We start from the raw sequence: 20,990 nt of genomic DNA on the forward strand, positions 1-20,990 counted from the left end.
GACACGGCACGACACGGCACGGCACGACACGGCCCGGGGACGGGCCCCGGGCCGTGGAGCGTGGGCGTGCGGGCGGCTACGGGACGGGGTGCGGGTGACCGAGGTACGGGAACTGGCTCAGCAGGTCGGTGTGGGGACCGATGTGGTCGTCGGTGATCTTGCCGCCGGAGACCATGGCGAGCCGGGCGGAGGTGACGTCGCCGGTGAGCGTGCGGCCGTTCGGGTAGGCCGTCGGCCGGGTTCGGTCGAAGCGGAGTACGTCGGGAAGCACGGTGCGCAGCGCCTTCTCGGCGTCCTCGGCGCCGTACCCGCCGGTGTGGGCGAGCACGGCGGCCCACGGCTCCCGGTAGGTGTCCCAGTCGTCGGCGGGCTCGCCCGCGTTGTACTTCTCCTTTACTTCCTCGGCGTTGAAGTACGCGGTCAGCGAGGGGTGGGCGCCGCGGTCCACGGAGACGAGCCCGCCGTTCTGGCGCAGGCTGACACGGGCCCAGACACCGATCGGACCGTCGCCCAGCTCACTGTCGGGGACCTCCAGGACGATGCCGAAGACGTTCTTGTCCGCGCCGAAGTCGTTGCCCGTCCACTTGAACTCGTTGACGATCCCGTCGAGGTCGGCGAAGAACGGGTCGCTGCGCAGGCCGGCGGAGAAGCGGTAGTCGCCGGCCGTGACGACGTTCGGCTCCGCGCCGAAGGCGACTGGGGCGTCGGAGATGACGGCCGGCCCGCCGGCGTCGTGGTCGCGCGCCTCGCTCCCGGTGGCGCGGTGGACGGTGACGGTCTGAGCGCCGTCCGCAGGCGCGGAGAAGACGAAGCTGTAGGCGAGGTCGGCGACGTCGTCACCGTCGGTGTCCACGTTGATCCGGTACACGGCGTCCGGGTGGAACTCCTTGCCCTGGGTGGGCGCGAACGGGTTGACGTTCATGATCAGGACGGTGCGTCCGCTCTCCGCGGCGGGGAACACGAACAGGTCCGTGAGGCCCAGGCGGGCGTCGTCCTTCGGTGACCGCAGGTTGGGGCCGCTGAGGTGGTGCGACATGGTGGCCTTTCCGCCTGCGTACGTGCCCCCCTCATGTCGCACAAGCACGACCAGCGAACCACAGCGGCGGCACCGGCACCCGCCCGGAGCGTGTCGTCCCCCTCCCCGCGGCGGCGGCCGAGCTGCGCGCGTCGACCGGAAGGCCCGTCGTCGTGTGTCAGGCCGCCGCCTCGGGACCGGCGAGCTGTTCCGCGAGTTCGCGCTCGCTCTCCTCCGAGAGCGAGGTCTTGAGCACCGTTCCGCCGAAGGGGGCCATCGCCGCGCCGAACCGGTCCTCGGTGACCTTGGACGCCATGATGACGACGGCCGCCGCACCCGGCCGGAGCAGTTCCTGCACCTTGCCCCGGAACTTGTTGTCGACGCCCATCTGGTTCAGCTTGCCGATGAGGCCGCCGACGGCGGCGCCCACCACGCCGATCCCCGGCGTGAGGACGAGAATGCCGAGCACCATGCCCCACAGGGCGCCCGCGGTGGCCGACAGGGCGACCTCCTCGAGCTTGGACGGCGTGTCCACGTGGGTCTTGCCGTCCTCGTCCACCGAGACGACGGCAAGCCCGGTCAGCTCGACGACGTGATCGTTCTTGAGCTTCTGCACCTCGGCGAACGCCTTGTCGGCGACGGCCTTGTTCTCGTAGCCGATGACGATGAGCTCGGACATGCGGATCTTCTCCTTCGGGGACCCTGCGGGGCGGGGTGCGGTCAGTACCGCTGCGCCTTGGCGAGCGACGCCGTGAGGGAGGCGTCGGCCGGCTGCCGGCTGATGACCCGGGACTGCTGCCGCTCGCCGGGAGCCAGGTCCTCGGCGCCGGTGAACTGGGTCTCGACGACCTTGCCCGCGGAGTCGACGAAGTCGACCTGGACGGCGTAGGAGGCGGTGGCGTCCGTCTCGTTGGTGATGGTCACGAGGGCGGTCAGCAGTCCGCCCGTCTCGGCCCGGGGCTTGCCGGTCAGGGAGACCTCGCTCAAGGCGTTGCCCCGACCCTGTACGCCCTTCAGCGCGGCCTCGGCTGCCTTGCGCGAACGTTCGAGCTCGGCGCCGATCGACGCCTTGCGCGAGGCCTCCCGGGCGGACGCCGAGGCGGCGGCGGACGAGGCGGAGGCGCGGGCGGACTCGATCGCCGCGGAGGCGGAGGAGGCGATGGCCGACGGGGGAGCCCCCGAGAAAGAGCCGGTCGCGGGCGGCGTGGGGCGTGGGCTGAAGGCCGGGCTGGTCGGACTGCTCGAATCGCCGTCGGACCCGCACGACACGAGGGCCGCCGCTCCGAGGCCTGCGAGGGCCACCGCGACGGCCGCTCTGGCGGCCCGCGCGCGGACCGGGCGTTCGGATCGCGCGGGTGAAGGTTTCACGACTTCGTCTCCTCTGAAGGGCGGGGCCGGTGCCGGCCGCAACGGGCACAGGCGGGCAGACAGACGCGCCCCGGTGGTGCTCTCGGGGCCGGGCCGCAGTGGCTACATGGGCGGCCCGGCGAGCTGGTCGGCCAGCTCCTTCTCGTCCGCGCCGCTGAGCGAGGTCTTGAGCACCGTTCCGCCGTGCTGCTGCATGGCCGCCGCGAACTTGTCGTCGGTGACCTTCGTGGCCATCACCACGACCGCTGCGGAACCGGGCCTGAGCAGCTCTCCCACCTGCCGCCGGAACTGCTCGTCGACGCCGGACTTGCTGAGCTTGCCCACGAGGCCCCCGAGTGCCGCTCCGGTCAGCAGACCGAGGCCGGGTACCAGGAACAGCACACCGAAGATCGCACCCCACAGGGCCCCGGAAGCGGCCGAGACGCCGACGATGCGGCTGGCTGAGTCGACGTGGGTGCCGCCGTCCTCGTCGACGGAGACGACGGCGAGGCCGGTCAGGTGGACGACGTAGTCCCGCTGCAGTTCCTGCACCGTGTCGAACGCCTTGCCGGCCACGTCCGGATCGTCGTACCCGATGATGATGAGCTCAGCCACTTCCGACCTCCGGTCGAGCGGCCTCGCCAGGACGACCGCAGCCAGCATCAGGCGGACCCGTCCGAGGCCCGCCGAGGCCCATCCTGTCCCGAACCACCCCATACCGCGACTCAATGGTCGTCCGGTTGTGCGTCGCCGGTCAGCCGGAGGAGCCGCCGGTGCGGGTGCACGCAGCAGAGGCGGGGCGCCGAACGTCCCGGGCAGCGCATCCGCAACAGCGCCGCGGCCCCCGCACCCGTGGCTCGGGTGCGGGGGCCGCTGTCGCTACTGCTCCAGGGGTCTACGCGGCTTGGCCGCCGTCGCCGCCGGTCCTGCGTCGCCGCATCCACCACATCAGCACGCCGCCTGCCGCCGCCAGGGTGGTGGCGATGGCGACGATCAGACCGATGGGGGAGTCGGAGCCGGTGTCGGCGAGGTCACCGTTCGGGTCCTTGGCGGCCGGGGGCGTGTTGCCGCCGGTCGGGGTGGGCGCCGGCGTCGGCTTGCCGGTGTCCGTCGGGTTCGGCGTCGGGGTCGGGGTGGGCGTGGGCGTCGGGGTGGGCGTCGGCTTGCCGTCGTCCGTCCTGGCCGCGCCGTTGCCTCCGAGGTAGGAGATGTCGGCGTCACGCGCGGAGGTCTGCGCGCGCACCGAGTCCTTCGTGGTGTGCGGCAGCTCCCGGTGCTGCGTCTGGAACTCGACCCGGGAGACGTTCCGCTTGGGAGCCTTGGAGAAGTCGACGCCGCCCACGATGTACGTGTACTTCAGGCCGCCGTACTCCATCTCCCACTTGAACTCGCCCTCCTTGAAGACCTTCACGTACTTCTTGTAGACGGTCTCCTTCTTCCAGTCCTTGTTCTCGCCCCGCAGCGGCCAGCGGCTCACGTTGTCGCTGTTGATGACCGGGCGGAAGTCGGTCGCCTTCTTCGCGTCCTGCTGCCGGATCCACTCGGCGGCGACGCGGGAGGAGTAGACGCGGCGCAGGTCGGCGTACGCGGCATCGTTGTTGATCTTCTTGTTGACCTCGGGCTCGATCAGCGTGTCGTACATGCGCTGGTTCTGCTGGATCTCGGCCTTGGTCAGGTCACAGCCCTTGCCGCCGGGGCCGGGAGTGTTGGTCTCCTGCGGAACGCTGGTGACCTTCAGCGGAGCGTCCAGGATGTAGATGCCGCCGTCCTGCTCGCGGACCTTGGCGGGCTCGGGCTCGATCCAGGAGCGCATGCCGTGCAGGCAGGGCGCGCCGTTGCGACGGGCGAGGGAGTCCCAGAACTGCTTGCCCCGGCTGGTGCCCGGGTCCATGACCACGAACGCGTCGTGCTTGAGCTGGAGGTCGGCCTCCAGCAGGACCCGGCCGGCGTCGGTCTTCGCGAACTCCTTGTCCATGATGCGCTCGGGTTCGTCCGGGTTGAGGTTCACCCAGAACTTGTCCGGCGTCAGCGCGAGCCACGTGAACAGCGCGTCCGAGGCGAGCGTGAGCTTGGCCTCGCCGCCCCAGCCCGGGTTGGCGTCCGGGTCGGCCACGAAGTCGGCCTTCATCGAGTAGTCCAGGCCCTTGCCCTTGACGGGGTTGCCGACGTACTGGAGCTCCAGCGTCGAGAAGTCCACCCCGCCCGGTCCGCGGCCGAGCGCGCTGCGCGTGTTGACCTTGTTGTGGTCGGCCTGGATCTGCTTCGCCTGGGCGGCGTTCTTGCCCGAGTCGTAGGCGATGGAGTTCACCGGACCCTGGGTTCCGGTGTTGGGCTTGGGATTGAACACCGGGTAGGTCTTGGTGTACTTGGTCTGCGGCCACAGGCCCTTGGCGGTGGCGCGGCGCTCGGCGATGCGGATCGGGTTGTTCCCGGTGCCGCGCTCGGCGCGCAGCGCCCGGTTCAGCGCCCCGTAGTCCTTGACGGTGACGTTGGTGGCCCGCTCACTGCTGAACATGGTCAGGCGCGCCCGGGTGAAGTCGTACCGGGCGTCCTTGTGCCGCAGGATGATCTTGTCGGCCTTGAGCTGAGCCGGCTTGCGGTGGCCGTTGGACTTGAACTCTCCCAGCTCGCCGGTGCGCTGGTTGTAGGCGTCGTAGCGACGCGAGGCGATCTTGTTGCCGTCCTTGTCGTAGATCTCGATCGTCACCTCGCACAGCCAGTCCGGGCCGACGAGGTTGAAGTCCTGGACGGCCTTGACCTCGTACACGCCGCCCTTCTGCCCGTTGGCCTGACTGTTGATCAGGTAGCGGGGCACCCAGGTGCGGAACGGCTTGGGGTTGTTCGAGTCCTTCCGGTGCCGGTGGTAACGCGCATAGATCGCGTTCTTCATGTCCTCGGGATTGCGGGACTTGGCGTACTTCGCGTCCCAGCGGTCGATGTCCGCCCGGCTGGAACCGGCGGCGTCCAGGTCGGCCTGGCTGGGGGTGGGGACGTTCTCGAAGCCCTTGAAATCGTTGTTGTAGTAGTACTCCCCGTCCGGCCCGGACTTCACCCAGTGGTGCTGTCCCGTGGGGGCGCCGGAGTTGTTGGGAGTGCGGGGGAAGGTCTTCTTCAGGTGCATCTGGTCGCACCGCTTGCCCGTGGTGATCTTGGCGTAGTCGCCGGGCGCGGCCTGGGCGGCGGCCGGCAGCCCTACCAGTAACAGCCCCGCGGAAGCGGCAGCGGCCACGAGGGCGGCCAGACGCTGCCGGAGGCGCGTTCGTATGGGTGTGCTCATGTGTGTGGTGTCCCTGGTCGTGGGGGCCACGGGACGGTTGATCCCCGTACGGTGGGCAGACGTGTGGTGGGCCCCCGTGTTGTCATGGCTCCGTCCACCCGGCTGTCCACCCTAGGTGCAGTCAACGCCCGGTGTGCAATGGGTTGTTGGGGATGTCCTGTGTCAACTTTGAGGTCCGCTACCGTTACGGTCGTGAGTGGATCTGCTGAGAGCACGTACGACCCGACCCGTCACCCCGACCTCCTGGCGTGGCTCGCCGAGCGCCAGGCCGGCTTCACGCCCTGGGCCGAAGCGACCGGCGTCGCGGGCCGATTCGACTTCACCCCCGAGTCCCTGGAAGTACTGGACGCGCTGGTCCGCGAGACCGCGGACGACATGGACCAGATCACGGACCAGCGCCTGAGCCCGTTCGTACAGGGCGCCGTCTGGTACGTCGGCGAGGTGTTCTGCCGCCACAAGCAGATGGTGTGGAAGTACACCCCGGACGTCGACAGCGGCGAGCTTCCCCCCTTCCTAGACCCCTCGGGAAGCGGCGGAGCCCTGGACCATCCCTGCGTCGCCCCGAAGGACGCGGGCTGGGAGGGCGACCTGTACCCCCTGAACATGCTTCGCCGGATCCTGATCGACGAGGACGAGCTGGGAACGCCGATCGAGGAGACGCTGACCTCGATCTTCGAAAACCCGTATGCCGAGGACGAGATGTACCCGGACGACGACCACGTCGACCCGTCGGGCGGCTGGTAGGTCACGCGCGTATCGGGGTCCCCGGGTCGCTGGGGCCCGCGGCCGGGGCCGCGGGGCAGATCGGGGCGGCGGGGCAGCGGTGGCAGCGAGCCAGCGGGGGGTCGTGTCAGATCATGACGAGCAGTCGGGTCTGGGGTACGAGCTTGCGGTTGACGCTGGTGCTCTGCACGAAGATGGTGAAGTCGTCGTTGTGATCGGGCTTCACGCGGACCTCCGCGTCAGGCAGACCGAGGAGCGCCCGCGCCTCAGGCCCGGTGTATATGCGGTCCGACTTCTTCTCCAGCACCGCGATCTGCTTGCGAGCCTGGATCTTCTCCGACTTGCTCAGCTGGTAGTAGGCGCCGCCGGTGCGGTAGGTGTGGCCGCTCTCCACGACCCAGTCACGGATGGCGGCGTCGCGGGTGACCGGAACGAGCCGGTACTGGGACGGGTCGGCCGGGGTCAGGCCGGCGGCCTTGATGGTCTCCTTGTTGACGGCCTTGCCGCCGGTCGAGAACACCGCACGTGATCCGCGGATTCCCTTGGTGCGGCCGACCATGAACTTCTCCGTGGCCTCCTGGATGACCTGCCCGGCCTCCTCCAGACCCTGCGTGCTGGTGGCGTCCCAGATGGCGATGTTGTCGTTTGGGAAGCCGCACTGCATGGCCTCGCGCTTGCCCATCTGGTCGGGCACGAGGACAGCGAGCGTCCAGTTGTCGTCCTGGGTCTCGATCATGTCGGCCACGCCCTGGACCAGTTCACGCGGAGTACGGGCCGGGGCGCCGGGGCAGCGGTGGCTCGCGTTCTCCTGACCGTCGGTCAGAATGAACGTCAGGAAGCTGTGGTCGCCGTAAAGCTGCGCGGTCTGCGCGAGCTCACGCTGCGACTTCAGCGCGGCGGCGAGAAGGGCGGTCATCCCTCCCACCCGGTACAGCTGCTTCAGCGACGGCATCCGCAGCACGTCCTTGTCGTAGATGACGCACTCCACCTTGTCCGCGAACACGTACACGGTGACGCGCGTCTCCTGGTCCAACTCCCGCGACCGGCGGGCCAGGTACTCGATCTGCTGGTCGGCGACCTCGACGACCTTGCGGCTCAGGTGCGACATGGACGAGCTGGCGTCCAGGACGAGAGCGACGTGATTGATGTAGTTCTGGCTTCCGGACATGAGAACTCCCCCTCGTTTCCGACTGGATGCTCCTACCGTCTCACCCACCACTGACAACCGACCGGAACGCCCAAACGGGCTGAAACGGATGCCGGAGAGCGTCGTCGAGTGTCAGGGCGAAGTCCGCGGCGGAGTCGGGCTGGTCAGGAGCCGGGCGGCCACGTGCCGAGTGCACGTGCCAGGGCGCGGGTCTGTTCTTCGGTGATGCCCTGGGCCAGGCGCACGCCGAAACGCGGGCTGTACGACTCGTCGCACAGCAGGATGCCGTCGAAGGCCTCGTCGTCGCTCGACGAGGCTCCGGAGAGCGGAGACGAGGAGGGGAGAACCCACCCGGCCGGCTCCCAGAACGGATGGTCCACGAGGAGGGCCTCGCTCACCCTCGGGGCCTCGCACGCCGGAACTCCGACCCGGACGAGCGCGTCACGCACGATGCCGCCGGCATCAGGCGGCAGCTGATCGTCGCCCAGAACAGGCAGGAGTAGCAGCAGACGGGCGTCCGGATCGTGGAGGCCAGGAGCCTGCAGGTCCGGGGTACGGGCGATGTGAAGCAGCTCGTTCCATGCCAGGCCCGGCCCGGCGTAGTGCCCGTCGAGCGTGGCGAGATGCCCGCGGCGACGCCCCCAGGCGGGGTGCGTGACGAAGTACTCGGTTCCGGAGTCGTCGGGCAGATTGCACGCACTGACGATCACCGTGTGCCCGCCGCCGAACGGAACACGGAAGACGGGCCAGCGCTCCGGATCGGACAACGCCTCGTACGCCGCGTCCACGTCGGCCCCGTCGACGCCGAACCACGCGGGCTCGGGCTCGTCCTCCTCCGTCTGGCACAGCCACATGAGACACGCCGCCCAGAACCCCGGCAGCGCGAGCAGGTCGTCTCCCGGCACCATGAGGTCGGCTTCGGATCCGTCTATTCCGTCGATCAGCACCCGTACAGAGTGCCAGGCCCCTGACGCTCCGGAGATCACGAGGTGTCATCGCCCGCAGCCAGCACCTCGCGGGCACGGACGACAAAGGCTTCGCAAGCGTGCTCGGCACGTGCGCCGCGGGCGAGCATGTCGGGCTTGTCGCGGGCGAAGAAGATCTCCCGAGTCATCACCTGGATCTCCGCAGCCAGCTCGGCGAGGCGCTGCCCGGGGGAGTCGAGCGCCACGAGGCGGAGGCGGAAGACGCTGCCGCGCACCTCGACGTACAGACGAAACGACTCGGCCCGCGCGGCAAGGCCGGCCTCGGTCTCCGCACCCGACCCGGACGTCGCTTGTGCGCTCGTCCACCGGTCGTACTGCGCCCGCCGGTAGTCCTCCGCCAGCGCGATGAAGTCGGCGCAGGCGTCGAGCAGACGCTGAGCCTTCCGCTCGCGATCGGCACGGGCCGCCGACCGGGCCGCCGTCCTCTCCTGGTACAGGTGCGTGACGACAACGCCGAGCAGCGTACCCAGCACGGCGATGGCCGCCGCGATGATCCCCGACACGAGACCCAGCCCATCATCCACACCGAGCACCCGCCAGAGCGCGAACCGGCCACGCGCCGCCATGCCACTCGCAGGTCACAGCGTCGAACGCCGACGTCCGGCACTGGTTCCCGGGGTCCGCGGCACCTTATGACTTTTCGTCAGAAAGAGCAACGACGGCTCCCGAGCGGAGAGATGGTGCCTAGGCTCGTCGTGCACCCACCGCTACCAAAGCTGAGACGAGGATTCCATGGCCCTGACCGAACGCCGCCCCTTCCATGTGGTCGAAGTGCCCCTCGGCGACGGGCAGGACGTTGTGCGGGTCCAGGTCGATGAGACGGACGAGGCTGTGGTCCGGGTCGGTCGAGGCGGTCGGGCGGCGGCCCGTGCGGAGGAATCCCTGGACCGGATGCTGGACGTGGTCCGCCCGGTGGCCGACGCGTTCGTCGGGCGCTGCCGGGGCATGTCGCGACAGCCCGACGAGGCCACCTTGGAGTTCGGCATGTCGCTGTCGGCGGACGCGAAGATCCTTATCGCAGGGTCGTCGGCCACCGCGAACTTCTCGGTCAGCCTCACCTGGCGCAACGACACCGCGAACGACGCGCCGGTTCCGGCGCCTTGAGGCGGTTATGACCGGGCGAGGGACCACGGTGGGCAACCAGGCACGCGAAGCTGCCATGGCCTTGTCGGTCGTGCGCATCAGGAGCGGGGACGGCGCGATCGTGGGCGCGGGCTTCCTCGTCGCAGGGGACACGGTACTGACCTGCGCTCATGTGGTGTCTGACGCCCTGGAGCGGCCCCGGGACTCAGCGGTCAAAGCAGGGGCTGTGGTCGGACTCGACCTGCCGTTCGCCGCCGGCCGCCCAAGCGGGACGGCGAAGGTCGTGCACTGGGTACCGGTCCGGGAGGACCAGGGCGGTGACGTCGCCGTGCTGTGCCTGCAAGCCCCCCTGCCCGGTGCCCGCCCTCTCCCGATGGCCGAAGTCGGGGATGTCTGGGACCACGGGACCCGGGCAGTCGGCTTCACCGACGACGCACCCGACGGCACCTGGCAACAAGGACGCTTCCGCGGTCCGGTCGGGAGTTCGCTGGTACAGCTCTCGCGGGCGGACGGTCAAGCCGTTTACGTGAGACCGGGGTTCAGCGGGAGCCCGGTGTGGGACGACGCCCTGGGCGTCGCAGTGGGAATGGTCGTCGCCTCGCAGCCGGTGCGCGAGGCGCAGCAGGCATTCGTGATGCGCACCGCGGCACTGACGGACGAGGTGCCCAGTCTCGCGAAGTCACTTCTGCCGCCCAAGCCCTTCCTCGGTCTGCAGCGGTTAGGGGAGGACGCCAAGCACCTGTTCTTCGGCCGGGACGATGACATCGACCGGGTGGTGACCGCGCTGCGGGGCGCTCAGCCGGTCATCACGGTGTGCGGCCCCTCGGGCAGCGGCAAGTCCTCACTCGTCCTGGCGGGCGTTGTGCCCGAGCTGCGCCGGCTCGGATGGGACATCCTGATCGTCGACTGCGGCAGAGCGGGGACGCCGCGTGCGGCCCTGGCCACCGAGCTCTTCGAGCGCGCGGCGGGCGGTGCCGGTCCTGCGCGGGCGGAGCACGCCGACCAGGTGGAGACGTGGCTGCGGGAGTTAGGGCTCGTCGACGCCTTCCACCGGGCCACCGGCCGGAGCGCGGACCGTCTGCTCGTCGTCCTCGACCAGGCGGAGGCCCTGCTCTACCTGTCCGAACCAGAGCTCGCGGAGACATTGGCCCTGCTGTTCCCGCCCCGCCGCGCCGGACTGAAGGTACTCGCCACGCTGCGCGCCGATGTCGTCGACACGGTACTGGGACACCCCCGACTGGCTACCGCGCTGACAACCGGAGTGATGCTGCCCCTGACGCCCATGACCCGGGAGCAGCTCCACGCCGTCGTCACCCGCCCCCTCGAAAGCGCGCCCGGAGTGACCTACGACCCGGGCCTGGACCTGCGGATCCTGGACGACACCGGCACGGACCCGGGCGTTCTGCCGCTTCTGGGGTTCCTGCTGGAACAACTGTGGGAGCGGCAGCGCGGCGGACGGCTGAGCGCCGCGGTGTACCAAGAGATCGGGGGAGTCCGTGGTGCTCTGCGCGACCACGCCGAACGTGTGTGGAACAGCTGTGTCCCCGCCGACGCAGAGCCGGAGGCGCGACGTCTGTTGGCTGGGCTGGTCCGCGCGGTCCCCGGTGGCGGATCCGTACTGCGGCGGGCTCTGACGCGAGAGGAGTCCAGTAAGGAGCGCTGGAGCCTGGCCGAAGCCATGGCCGGCGAGGACGCGCGTCTGCTCGTCCTGCACGGCGGAAACGGCAGGGCCGAGAGCGCAGAACTGGCACACGAAGCACTGATCACCCAGTGGCCCCAGCTCGTCGAAGTGGTCCGTGACGACGCCGACTTCCTCGACGCACGGGCCGAGATCCAGCATGACCTGGACCGCTGGAAGCGGAGTGAACACCGTAGGGATCTGCTGCCGGGAGGCGTCCAGCTCGACGCCCTCACCGAACGGCTCGGCGCACGCGAGAAGGAACTGAGCGCGGAGGAGCGTGAGTTCCTCACAAAGGCACACAGCCGCCGGAACGTCGTCCGCCGGTGGACCCGGGCCGGCTGGGTGGCCGGAGCTCTGGTGCTCGCACTGATCGCGACCTTGATCGGCGCCAATGTCCTGGAGTCCCGGCTCAGTGCCCAGCGCGCCAAGGAGGCGCACTCCCGGGTACTGGCGGTCCAGTCGGACGAACTGGTGAGCACCAACCCCAGCCACGCGGCCCTGGCCGCGGTCGCCGCGTACGAGACGCAGCCGACGCAGGAGGCCCGCAACGCGCTGCTGCGGCGCTACTCCGAGGTCCGGCACCTGGAATGGAGCCTGTCGGGAGCCGAGGGGACGTTCCGGGACGCCGCGATGAGCGCGGACGGCACGGTGACCCTCGTGACGACCGACGGCGGGCGTGCGCTGCTGTTCGTCCGCACGGCTCAGGGCTCGGTGCGGCAGGAGACCATTCGTGTGCGTTCGCGCGTCAGGTCTCCCAAGGTGAGTTTCGACGGACGGCGCATCTCCTACCTGCACGCCGACGGCGGCCAGATCGTCTGGCACGACGTCAGCCCTTCGGGGAAACGCCTGGCCGGACCGGCCCGCCCGCTCGGGACCCATGGTCAGGACGGCGTCGGTGACGACCTCGCAGCGGGCTACAAGGTCACAGCCTTCTCCCGCGACGCCCGCTTCCTGGTCGAATCGTCGGATGACACCTGGACGTTCGGCGTGATCGGCCAGCCGAAGCTCCCTGTGCGGGTGTGGGACCTGGAGACCGGGCGACCGCGTGTGCTGCCGGAGAAGTACTCCATCGCCACGGCGGCATGGTTCGGGCCCGACAACCACACACTGGTACTAGAGTCGGCAGACAGGTCGCTGATCGCTGTCGACATCCGGACCGGCACCATGCGGCAGCTCACCGATACCTCCGACGTCACGTCCGAGCGGTCGGACGGCGGCAGCTGGGTGTCGGCCGACGGAACCGTGGCGCTCTCCTGCCGGAAGGGCGACGACGATGTCACATCCCCGCGGAGCGGTGCCCTCTACCGGGTGGTGCGCGTCGCGGACGGACGCGTCCTGCGCAAACACCGGTGGGACGACTCCGGTTCGTGCGGCCGCAGCACGCTCCTCGACCCATCGGGGAAGCGGTTCGTCCGGGACGACATGAGCAACTGGCACCTTCTGGAGACCACCGGCGACAACCGCTCTCGGACGTTCGTCGGCCCATCACTCTCCGTCGGCGACAGCACGCCGTTCCCCCTGCTCGGCACCGCCGACAAGCCGGTCGTGCCCGCTCTGACAGACACCACGGTCAGCGGGGAGAAGCTGACCACGGCCGAGGGCGACACCGCCTACGGGGAACCGCGGTTGCTGGGAGACGGGAGCACAATGCTGGTCCGTACAGGGAAGGGCGGCAGCCGGCTGGCCCTGGTGGAGACCGAAGGAGTCAACCGTGTGGTGTCCGAGGTGTCCGACAAGGTCAGGACGCCTCCCTCCAAGGACCAGATCCTCGCCGTCAACGACTCGGAGACCCTCATGGCGGATGTGTCCGACGGGTCCCGGGTGACGGTCCGCCGACTTCCGTCGCTGGAGAAGGTCTCCACCTTCACCGCGGCGCGCCCCACCACGACGCGCGGCCATCGAGAGAGTGAGCCCGTCGCGCTCGACTTCCAGGCTGATGGCCGGCTCGTGACGCTCTCCGGCACCGTGGTCGAGCACTGGGACACCGGCAGCGGGCGCCGGCTGAACCCTCCGATCGACCTCAGGAATCTCCGGTTGACGTCCCGCGGCGAGCCGGAATATGCAGTCGGGGAGCATCGCGTCCCGGGAGTGATCGCGGTCCACGTGCGCGGGGAACCGCATCTGCATGCCGTCGACCTGCGGACAGGCCGTGAGCGCAAGGACCTGCTCATCACGCTCGGCGATGACCTGCTTGCGGTGGTATTCCTCAAGGACAGGCGGTACCTGTCCGTTCTCACCACGGGCCGCATCGTGGAACTGTGGTCCGCCGAGCCGGGACAACCGCCACGACGGGTGCTCGGCCCGTTCGGGCCGCTGGAACCAGGGGAGTTCACCGTCGGCAACCCGGCGGGCGCCGACTTCATCGTGGCCTACGGCAGCACCGCCGTCTTCCTCGCCGCGGACGATCCCTCCTACCGGGACACCTACAAGTTCGGCGCGAAACAGGGCTTCGCCGCCACCATCGCCACGGACGGAACAGCCTTCCTCGGCACTCCCGAACGCACAGGGCTCGGGTTCACCAGGAACGCCCTGACGCTCACCCGGCTCGACCCAGCGCTGTGGAAGCGGCACATCTGCAAGGTCCTCGGCCGCGGTCTCACCCACGACGAAGCCAGCGCCCTGCCGGGACCGCTGCCGGAGACCGTCTGCCACCCCTGAGCCCGCGGGCCTGGGCACGGCAGGGTGGTAGCCGGTGATCAACCGTGCCCGGGATCCACTCTCGCATCAGCCCCACAACGCGTCGTGGACAGTCCGTCCGCGCCGGCCCTCTCAGCCCACTCGTCTTCCAGGATGCTGAAGACGTCAGAGTCTCGCCAACCGTCGCGGATCAGCGTCGTGTGACGGTGACGTCCTTCCCGCGTCATGCCGAGCTTGCCCAGCACCCGCGCCGACCCGAGGTTTCGCGGGTCGCAGGTGGCATAGATGCGGTGAAGCTCGAGATCCTCGAACCCTCGTGCAAGCAGTTCCCGCCCGATCGCCGTTCCGACGCCCTGTCCCCAGACGCGGGGATGCACGGAGTAGGTGATCTCGCCTTGGCGCTGTCGCCGGCTGCGGATGTGGAGCTCGCCCATGCCGAAGACCTCGCCCTCGATGCGCGCTGCGTAGGCGAACCGCTGCTGAGGTGAGTCGGCCCAGGCGTCGACCGCCATCGCCACGAACACACGCGTCTGCTCTTCGGTGTTCGGTCCCCAGGCCTGGAAGCGGCAGACCTCGGCCAGGGAAGCCCAGGAGTGGACCGCGGGCCAGTCGGCGAGTTCGATTCCGTCGAGGGTCACTGCATGTCCAGCCACAAGCTGATCTTGCCAGATGCGTTGGGGCGAGCCGGCGGTGGAAACCGGAAACCGCATTGCACGGTGTGTGATCGGCGTGGATGCTGGCTCGCCGGAGGAAGGAACTGAAGGTGATCGACGTTGTGTTGAAGCTGTCGGCCCGAGACTTGACCCATGCCGACCTGGCGTCGTGTGGGTGGGCCGGGTCCGACCACCACCTGGCCCGCGTCGCGGAGCAGTTGGACCGTTCGCGGCGCGGTGAGGTCGATTACCTCGCCATCTGCACCGCCACGGACATCCCTGTGGCGAAGGGCGGCGTCGACTACCAGGTCAAGGAGGGCGTCGGTACGTTGTGGCAGCTGGCAGTCCACCCCGCACTGCAGTCGTGTGGGATCGGCACATTCCTTGTCGAGGCCGCTGAAGCGCGGATCAGAAGCCGCGGTCTGAGGCTGGCCGAACTGGGTGTGGAGGAAAGGAATCCTCGGGCACGTGCCCTGTACGAGCGACTGGGATACATCGCCTACGACCGTCAGCCGGACTCCTGGGACGAGCAGCGCCCCGATGGATCGTTGCGCCGCTACGAAACGATGTGCACGTTGATGCGGAAGGAACTTGCGTAGGCGCAGTCACCTTCAAGCGAGCTGCCACGGTCGCGTCACCGCAGGTCACCTCGCCACGGTTCAGTCGATCGTCATCGCCGGGCGACTCGTGTGATCACGAATCCCCTAGCCTGACGAGGACTCGACTGTTTCGAACCAGGGGTGGGGATCCGCATGGCGACGCGTTCGACCGACGACACGGAACCGAGACCGGGGCGGTGGCCGTCGGTCCGTCGGAGAATGCGGCAGTCGCGCGGTCGACAGCTCGCCGCCGCCGTTGCCGCGGTGCTCGTCGTCGGCCTCGTCGCGGGCTGCTCCTCCTCGGAGGGTTCGCTGCGGGTCGCCTGGGAGGCTCCGGTCGACAGCAACGCCAGGGACTACGGCAACGGCGCCTGGCTGGTCGACGACACGCTCGTGCGCAGTCGGTACGACGCGGTCACCGCCTTCGACGCGAGGACGGGGAAGGAGCGCTGGGAGTACGCCCCACCCGGACAGGAGCACGTCTGCGCCGTCAGCCGCCGCGCGGACGGCTTCGTCGCGCTGATCGCCCGGGGGAACAGGGACACGGGCCCAGGTTGTACGACAGTTGCGGCGCTCGATCTCACGACCGGCCGCGAACTCTGGCACACGCCGCGCGCGCCGGCGGACCAGACCGAATCGCTCACCGACCTGGTCGCCGTCGGGGGCGGCATCGCCGTGCTGCGCGACGCCGACGACAAGTGGATCCTGGAGACGTACCGGCCTGCCGTCCCCGGGACGGAGGCCCTGCGCGCCTTCGACCTACGGACCGGCGCTCCGCGCTGGAAGGCTGCCGTCCCGAAGGGCTGTGTGCCCGAACGGGTCGCCGCCGGGCAGCGGCACGTCGTCGCCGTGCTCACCTGCGACCGCACCGAACTGCGGCTCGCCGCGTTCGCCCCGGCCGACGGAACGCAGAAATGGACCGTACCGCTTGGCACTCGACCGACACCCGGCACGGACGCGCAGGTGACGGTGCTGGCGACCGAGCCGCTGGTCGTCCAGGTCGGCGGGACGGCGGAAGGCACGCCGGGCGCGTACCTCGCGTTCGGCGAGGACGGGAAGGCCCGCGGCCGGATCGGGACCACCGGCGCTCACGGCCGGATCCCGTCGCACGACCCGGCACGTGTGGCCATTGCGGACGGGCGGCTCTTCGCCGCCGCACGAGGCAAGAGCGGCAAGACGTACATCGACCGCGTGGTCGCCTTCGACCTTGAGGACGGTACGGAGGTGTGGCGCCATGACGAGGCCGTCAGCAGCCCCGTCCTCGCGCTCGACGTTACCGGAGGCCGGGTCACGGCCCTGGCCGCCCGCGGCCGCAAGTACGACGGCATCGACCAGCTGCTCATCCTGAACGCCGCCACCGGCGACGAGCAGGAGAACGGCGACTCCGGCGTCGACATGGACCACAAGATCGGCAAGCTGGCGGGCCTGCTTGTGTACGACGACCTGGTCGTCACCGCGCGGTGGGGCTGGGGGGTACGGCCCTTCTCGGCGTACGAGCACGAGCGCGGATGACTTCCGTCGGTACCGCTGTCCCTACCCTGTCAGTGCGTCCGGCTAGGGTTCTGACGTATGAAGATCGACTCTCTGCTCGAAGACATGGCCGGCGACGACGCCGCGCGCGTCGAGGCCGCCGTCCGGCAGTTGGCAGAACAGCCCGGCCGTTCGGTCCCGGCGTTGCTGCGCGCTGCGGCGGCCGTGGAGGAGAGAGCCGGGCTGCGTCCGTTTCTGGAGGCGTTGCGGCACATCGGGCCGCCGGCCTTCGACGAGGTGCTGGCGGCTTGGCAGCGCAAGGAGCTGCAAGGCTGGCTGGCGCACAAGCTGTTGGACGGTTTCGACGAGCGCTGCGCCGACCAGTACGCGGAGTTGGCTTCGGAAGGCGACTACGGGCGGTCCGGCATTGGCTTCCGCGGGCTTGTCCGGCTGCAGTGGGACTCTGAGACCGGAGTGCGGGCCCTGGCGAAGGCGTTCGCCCGAGGCCGGGCGCCCGTACCGCACGAGGCGTCCCGCTACGCCCGTCTGCTGCACGAGCCCTTCCGGCCGCGGCTGCGAGCGCTTCGTCGCGATCCTGCCGTGCCGCAGCAGTTCCGGCGGGGCGCGCTGGCCGCGCTCGTCGCAGGAGGCGGCGCCGACGCGCTCGACGAGCGGGACCGTGCGGCGGTCGCGCGGCTGATTCAGGTGAAGATCGCGGACGAGACGCCGCAGTTGCCCGAGACGACCTTGAGCGCCTGGTGGATGGCGGTACCCGGAGCGTCGTACGAGGGAGTGTTCCCGGCGCTCGGCCTGCACGACCCCCAGCCCATCACGGTCACCGGCGGTATCCAGGCATCCGAAGGCCGGGAGCTCACCGTCCCCGGGCCAGGGGCGAGTGACCGTGTGGTCGGGCGGGTCTTCGTCACACCGGAACTCGACGGCTGGCGGCTCGTCTTCGGCTCGTCCGACCTGCTCATCGGCTACGACCTGTGGGACGGGATGGTCGAAGCCGTGGAGCGGGTCAGCGCGCACTGCGGGCACGCCCAGCTCTTCTTCCTCGACGACGCCGGCGGCTCCGACGTGTGGTTCGTCGCGGAGAACGGCCGGGTGATCCGGCGGTACGCGGCCGACAGCGAGCCCGAGTGGGAAGGCGACCCCCTCCCTTGGGAGACCCTGGAGTCCGACGAACCCGACGACGACGTGCCGCCCAACACGGGTACCGCGGGCGCCCGCGAAGCCTGCGTGCACCTGTCCGTGGACCCGGGCGAGGTCGGCCCGGAGACCCGGGTCGTCGGCCACGGATGGCTCGCGGTCACCGCACCGGACGTGGGCCACGGCGCGTTCCCCGGAGCACTCCGCCTCTGAGGCCCGCCGCACGCCCGGCCGGCGGCCCCCGGCGGACGGGGCCAAGAGAGGAGCCCATCACTATGATCACGCCGCGAGTAGCGGACAGGGAGACAGGGGCCGAGTCATGAGTTTCTTCGGTGGAGTGGACGACTTCGAGCTCTTCCTTTCCCGCTGCCGGGCGCTGACTGTTGCGTCGGTGCCGGCGTGCCTGGGCGTGATGGTCTTCTTCTTCAAGGAGGAAGGCTGGCACTTCAGTCTGCTTCTCGGGTGTGTGCTTCCGCCGATTGCCGCCTATCTGGGGATACGCGGCAAGCGGGATATCCGCGGCGGCCTGGCAGCCGCGGGTCTCGCACTCGCCGTCGTCGCACTGCCGCTGACCCTCGTCCTGGCACGGTTCGAGGGCGCGTAGAAGAGCCGACAGAGACCTGCCGCTGAGGCGGTCCGGCCACCGACGTGATGGCCCCTCGTACGGCAGTCTCTGTCGACCTCGGCTCACAGCAAGCGCTCGGCGATCAGGCGATCAGGCAGTCAGTCGCACTGGCCGCGTCGGAGCCGCAGCGTGGAACGAGACCTGGCCAGTACCGGCACAGGCGCCCACCGGCCGCGGTGCGCCCGGTGCGGGGGCGGACCGTACGGTGACTGCCATGCCGGCCTCATGAGGCGACCTGAGCCGCCCGTAACGCGGGACCGCACGTCGAGGCTTGCATGGACACGGCGGAGAAGGATCGGCAGATGGGTGGGCAAGGCCACCCGGTTCTTGGACACGGAGATGTACCGCTTTCAGTGAGAAGACCGCAGCGAGAGGGAGCGCGGGGCACATGTGCGGCGCGCGAAGGGCGATCGTGAGACTCACTGGGTGTACAACGGCACGTCTTTCACAGTGGGATCGTGGGGCGGACCCACGGTAAGTGCGTACGGCAGCGGCGTTCCACCGAATTTGCGGGGAGCCGACGACACGGCCGGCCACCAGGGGGCGCTGCTGGAGTCCCGGCGCCGGTTCGTCGCCCATTGGGGGTGGGCTGCTGCGTGGCTCCGGAGAGCCGGGGCGAGGCTGCGCTTCGCTGGGCACTTGATCAGCGCCTCCGAAAGCAAGGACGGCGACAGTCGCTCCCGCACTCGACCGTAAGGGCCTGCCACCGTGACCGGACGCATCCCCGAGCCAACCGCGAGCCCGCGTCGGCAGGAGCCGGTCGGTGAGGCCCGCTGGCCGATGGCCACGGCCGTCGTCGCCGCCATGGTGCTGACCCTCCTGCTCCCCGACGACCTCCACCTCGCGCCTCGCTGGGTGCTCCCGACCGTCGAGGGGTTGCTCCTCCTGGCGCTCATCGCCGGCGACCCGGGCCGGATCGACCGGCGCTCGACGGTACTGCGCGCCTTGTCGATCGCCCTGGTGGGCGTTCTCGCGCTCAGCGCCGTCTGGGCCACCGTCCAGCTGGTCGACGACATCCTCCACAGCGGTGAGGCGACCGGCTCCGCCACCAGCCTGCTGCAGACCGGCGGCACGGTGTGGGCCTGCACGGTTCTGACCTTCGCCCTGCTGTACTTCGAGCTCGACTGCGGCGGGGCCGCGGCACGTCTCCACCGCATGCCCGCAACGCCCGCGCTCGCTTTCCCCCAGCAGCTGAACCCGGAACTGGCCGATGCCGACTGGCGGCCCCGCTTCGTCGACTACTTCTACCTCGCGCTGACCAACGCCACCGCGTTCAGTCCCACCGACGTGATGCCCCTGGCTCCCTGGGCGAAGATCGCCATGGGCATTCAGTCCCTTGTCTCCCTGCTCATCCTCGGGTTGGTGGTCGCCCGTGCCGTCAACGTCCTCACCTGAAGCCCCGCCAGGAGTCGGTCGAGCGCCCGTTCCGCGGCCTGCGGGTCCCCGCCCTGCGCGATCCAGAGTGCGGCCTCGTTCATCGCTCCGGAGAGTAGCCGGGCCAGGGCGTCCACGGGTTCGTCGGCGATGACGCCGGCTGCGGCCAGCGCTGCCAGGACTTCTGTGAGGTGTCGGGCGGAGGACTCCTCGTCCAGGGTCCGCCATTCGTCCCAGCCGAGCACGGTCGGCGCGTCGACGAGCAGGATCTGCCGTACGGCGGGGTCGGTGCCCGCGGCGAGGAAGGCCCGGCAGCCGGCCCGGAGTTGCTCCCAGAGGTCCTCGTGCTGCTCGGCCGCGGCCGCGACCCGCTCGCCCAGGTCGTGCTGGACCTCGCGGACGACGGCCCGGAAGAGCCCGGCCTTGCTGTCGAAGTGGTGATAGGCCGCGCCTTTGGTGACTCCGGCGGCCTGCGCCACCTCGGCCAGCACGACGTGGTGGTAGCCGTCGGCGGCGAAGCGCCGCTGTCCTTCGGCCAGCAGCGCCTGCCGCGTGGCCGCCCGCTGCTGTGCCCGGTTGACCGGCATCGAACGTACCGCCCTTCCATTTCGCGTACCCGGGGTATGCTAACGCCGTACTTCACATACCGGGGGTATGTGAAACGGATCTGGAGGAGACCTCTGCGATGACGAACGAACCCACCACCATGCCCACGACCAGGCTCGGCGGCTTCTACCCGGTCCTCGCCACCCGCGACGTGGCGGCCTCCCGCGCCTTCTACACCCGACACCTCGGGTTCGAGGTGACCTTCGAAGCGGACTGGTACGTCAGCCTGCGCCGCCCCGATGCCCCGCAGTACGAACTCGCTCTCCTCGACCATGACCACCCGACGGTTCCCGAGGGGCACCGGAACGCGATCAACGGCGGTCTGTTGCTGAACTTCGAGGTGGACGACGTGGACGCGGAGTACCAGCGGCTGGTGGTCGGGGCCGGCCTGCGTGAGGTGCTGCCGCTGCGTACCGAGGAGTTCGGCCAGCGCCACTTCATCGTCGCCGCGCCGGACGGAGTGCTGATCGACGTCATCACCGTCGTTCCGCCCAGCGAGGAGTACGCGGCCCAGTACGCCAACGCCTGATTCCCTGGCCGGGCCGGGCTGCCCCAGCGCTCTTGCCCCATGGTGACCCACATCACCTTCCTCGGCTGTCAGGAATTGACGTGCTG

Annotated in this window: 19 protein-coding genes; 9 read left to right on the plus strand and 10 right to left on the minus strand. The window is 69.7% G+C overall.

Annotation, left to right across the window (positions count from 1 at the left end; translation table 11 throughout):
* Positions 1–76: 76 nt before the first annotated feature.
* From ACGFMM_RS24185 to ACGFMM_RS24205, 5 genes are all read right to left on the minus strand, one after another.
* A complete protein-coding gene (locus ACGFMM_RS24185; protein ID WP_393648504.1) occupies positions 77–1,036 on the minus strand; it encodes a DUF4331 family protein in 960 nt (319 codons plus the stop codon).
* 157 nt (positions 1,037–1,193) lie between these two features.
* Complete coding sequence (locus tag ACGFMM_RS24190) at positions 1,194–1,694, minus strand: DUF1269 domain-containing protein (protein WP_393648505.1); 501 nt, start codon at positions 1,692–1,694, stop codon at positions 1,194–1,196.
* A gap of 41 nt (positions 1,695–1,735) precedes the next feature.
* A complete protein-coding gene (locus tag ACGFMM_RS24195; protein WP_393648506.1) occupies positions 1,736–2,383 on the minus strand; it encodes an FxLYD domain-containing protein in 648 nt (215 codons plus the stop codon).
* A 102-nt stretch (positions 2,384–2,485) separates the two neighbouring features.
* Positions 2,486–2,977, minus strand: a complete 492-nt coding sequence (locus ACGFMM_RS24200) for a DUF1269 domain-containing protein (RefSeq protein ID WP_393648507.1) — start codon at positions 2,975–2,977, stop codon at positions 2,486–2,488.
* Positions 2,978–3,257: 280 nt separating this feature from the next.
* On the minus strand, positions 3,258–5,639 hold the full coding sequence (locus ACGFMM_RS24205) for a hypothetical protein (protein WP_393648508.1): 2,382 nt from the start codon (positions 5,637–5,639) through the stop codon (positions 3,258–3,260).
* Between the two features lie 192 nt (positions 5,640–5,831).
* Between ACGFMM_RS24205 and ACGFMM_RS24210 the strand changes: the two genes are divergently transcribed.
* Positions 5,832–6,383, plus strand: a complete 552-nt coding sequence (locus ACGFMM_RS24210; protein WP_393648509.1) for a hypothetical protein — start codon at positions 5,832–5,834, stop codon at positions 6,381–6,383.
* Between the two features lie 106 nt (positions 6,384–6,489).
* Here the strand turns inward: ACGFMM_RS24210 and ACGFMM_RS24215 are convergent, their stop codons facing one another.
* The 3 genes from ACGFMM_RS24215 to ACGFMM_RS24225 all read right to left on the minus strand — a co-directional run bounded on the left by ACGFMM_RS24215 (position 6,490) and on the right by ACGFMM_RS24225 (position 9,061).
* Positions 6,490–7,530 carry a vWA domain-containing protein gene (locus ACGFMM_RS24215; protein ID WP_393648510.1) on the minus strand — a complete coding sequence of 347 codons (1,041 nt, stop codon included), beginning with the start codon at positions 7,528–7,530 and terminating at the stop codon, positions 6,490–6,492.
* 143 nt (positions 7,531–7,673) lie between these two features.
* Positions 7,674–8,456 (minus strand): hypothetical protein, encoded by a 783-nt coding sequence (locus ACGFMM_RS24220; RefSeq protein ID WP_393648511.1) that lies wholly within the window; start codon positions 8,454–8,456, stop codon positions 7,674–7,676.
* Between the two features lie 35 nt (positions 8,457–8,491).
* Positions 8,492–9,061: a hypothetical protein gene (locus ACGFMM_RS24225; RefSeq protein ID WP_393648512.1), complete on the minus strand. Its 570-nt coding sequence runs from the start codon at positions 9,059–9,061 to the stop codon at positions 8,492–8,494.
* 166 nt (positions 9,062–9,227) lie between these two features.
* On the opposite strand from ACGFMM_RS24225, the gene ACGFMM_RS24230 reads away from it, so the two are divergent.
* Positions 9,228–9,599: a CU044_2847 family protein gene (locus tag ACGFMM_RS24230; protein WP_393648513.1), complete on the plus strand. Its 372-nt coding sequence runs from the start codon at positions 9,228–9,230 to the stop codon at positions 9,597–9,599.
* Positions 9,600–9,654: 55 nt separating this feature from the next.
* Entirely contained in the window at positions 9,655–13,917 is a 4,263-nt protein-coding gene (locus tag ACGFMM_RS24235; protein ID WP_393648514.1) for a trypsin-like peptidase domain-containing protein, read from the plus strand.
* Positions 13,918–13,955: 38 nt separating this feature from the next.
* Here ACGFMM_RS24235 and ACGFMM_RS24240 read toward each other — a convergent pair whose 3' ends face one another.
* Entirely contained in the window at positions 13,956–14,534 is a 579-nt protein-coding gene (locus ACGFMM_RS24240; protein WP_393648515.1) for a GNAT family N-acetyltransferase, read from the minus strand.
* Between the two features lie 125 nt (positions 14,535–14,659).
* On the opposite strand from ACGFMM_RS24240, the gene ACGFMM_RS24245 reads away from it, so the two are divergent.
* From ACGFMM_RS24245 to ACGFMM_RS24265, 5 genes are all read left to right on the plus strand, one after another.
* Complete coding sequence (locus tag ACGFMM_RS24245; RefSeq protein ID WP_393648516.1) at positions 14,660–15,148, plus strand: GNAT family N-acetyltransferase; 489 nt, start codon at positions 14,660–14,662, stop codon at positions 15,146–15,148.
* A gap of 219 nt (positions 15,149–15,367) precedes the next feature.
* Positions 15,368–16,660 (plus strand): PQQ-binding-like beta-propeller repeat protein, encoded by a 1,293-nt coding sequence (locus ACGFMM_RS24250; RefSeq protein WP_393648517.1) that lies wholly within the window; start codon positions 15,368–15,370, stop codon positions 16,658–16,660.
* Between the two features lie 57 nt (positions 16,661–16,717).
* Complete coding sequence (locus ACGFMM_RS24255; protein WP_393648518.1) at positions 16,718–17,983, plus strand: hypothetical protein; 1,266 nt, start codon at positions 16,718–16,720, stop codon at positions 17,981–17,983.
* 124 nt (positions 17,984–18,107) lie between these two features.
* On the plus strand, positions 18,108–18,374 hold the full coding sequence (locus ACGFMM_RS24260) for a hypothetical protein (RefSeq protein ID WP_393648519.1): 267 nt from the start codon (positions 18,108–18,110) through the stop codon (positions 18,372–18,374).
* Positions 18,375–19,103: 729 nt separating this feature from the next.
* Positions 19,104–19,790: a hypothetical protein gene (locus tag ACGFMM_RS24265; RefSeq protein WP_393648520.1), complete on the plus strand. Its 687-nt coding sequence runs from the start codon at positions 19,104–19,106 to the stop codon at positions 19,788–19,790.
* Here the strand turns inward: ACGFMM_RS24265 and ACGFMM_RS24270 are convergent.
* Positions 19,724–20,356, minus strand: coding sequence for a TetR/AcrR family transcriptional regulator (locus ACGFMM_RS24270; RefSeq protein ID WP_393648521.1), 633 nt, complete (start codon positions 20,354–20,356; stop codon positions 19,724–19,726). The two genes, ACGFMM_RS24265 and ACGFMM_RS24270, sit on opposite strands and share 67 nt — an antisense overlap.
* A 119-nt stretch (positions 20,357–20,475) precedes the next feature.
* Here ACGFMM_RS24270 and ACGFMM_RS24275 point away from each other — a divergent pair, with 119 nt between their 5' ends.
* Complete coding sequence (locus tag ACGFMM_RS24275) at positions 20,476–20,904, plus strand: VOC family protein (protein WP_393648704.1); 429 nt, start codon at positions 20,476–20,478, stop codon at positions 20,902–20,904.
* Positions 20,905–20,990 lie beyond the last annotated feature (86 nt).

Source organism: Streptomyces sp. NPDC048604 (assembly GCF_043199435.1).
GTDB lineage: Bacteria > Actinomycetota > Actinomycetes > Streptomycetales > Streptomycetaceae > Streptomyces.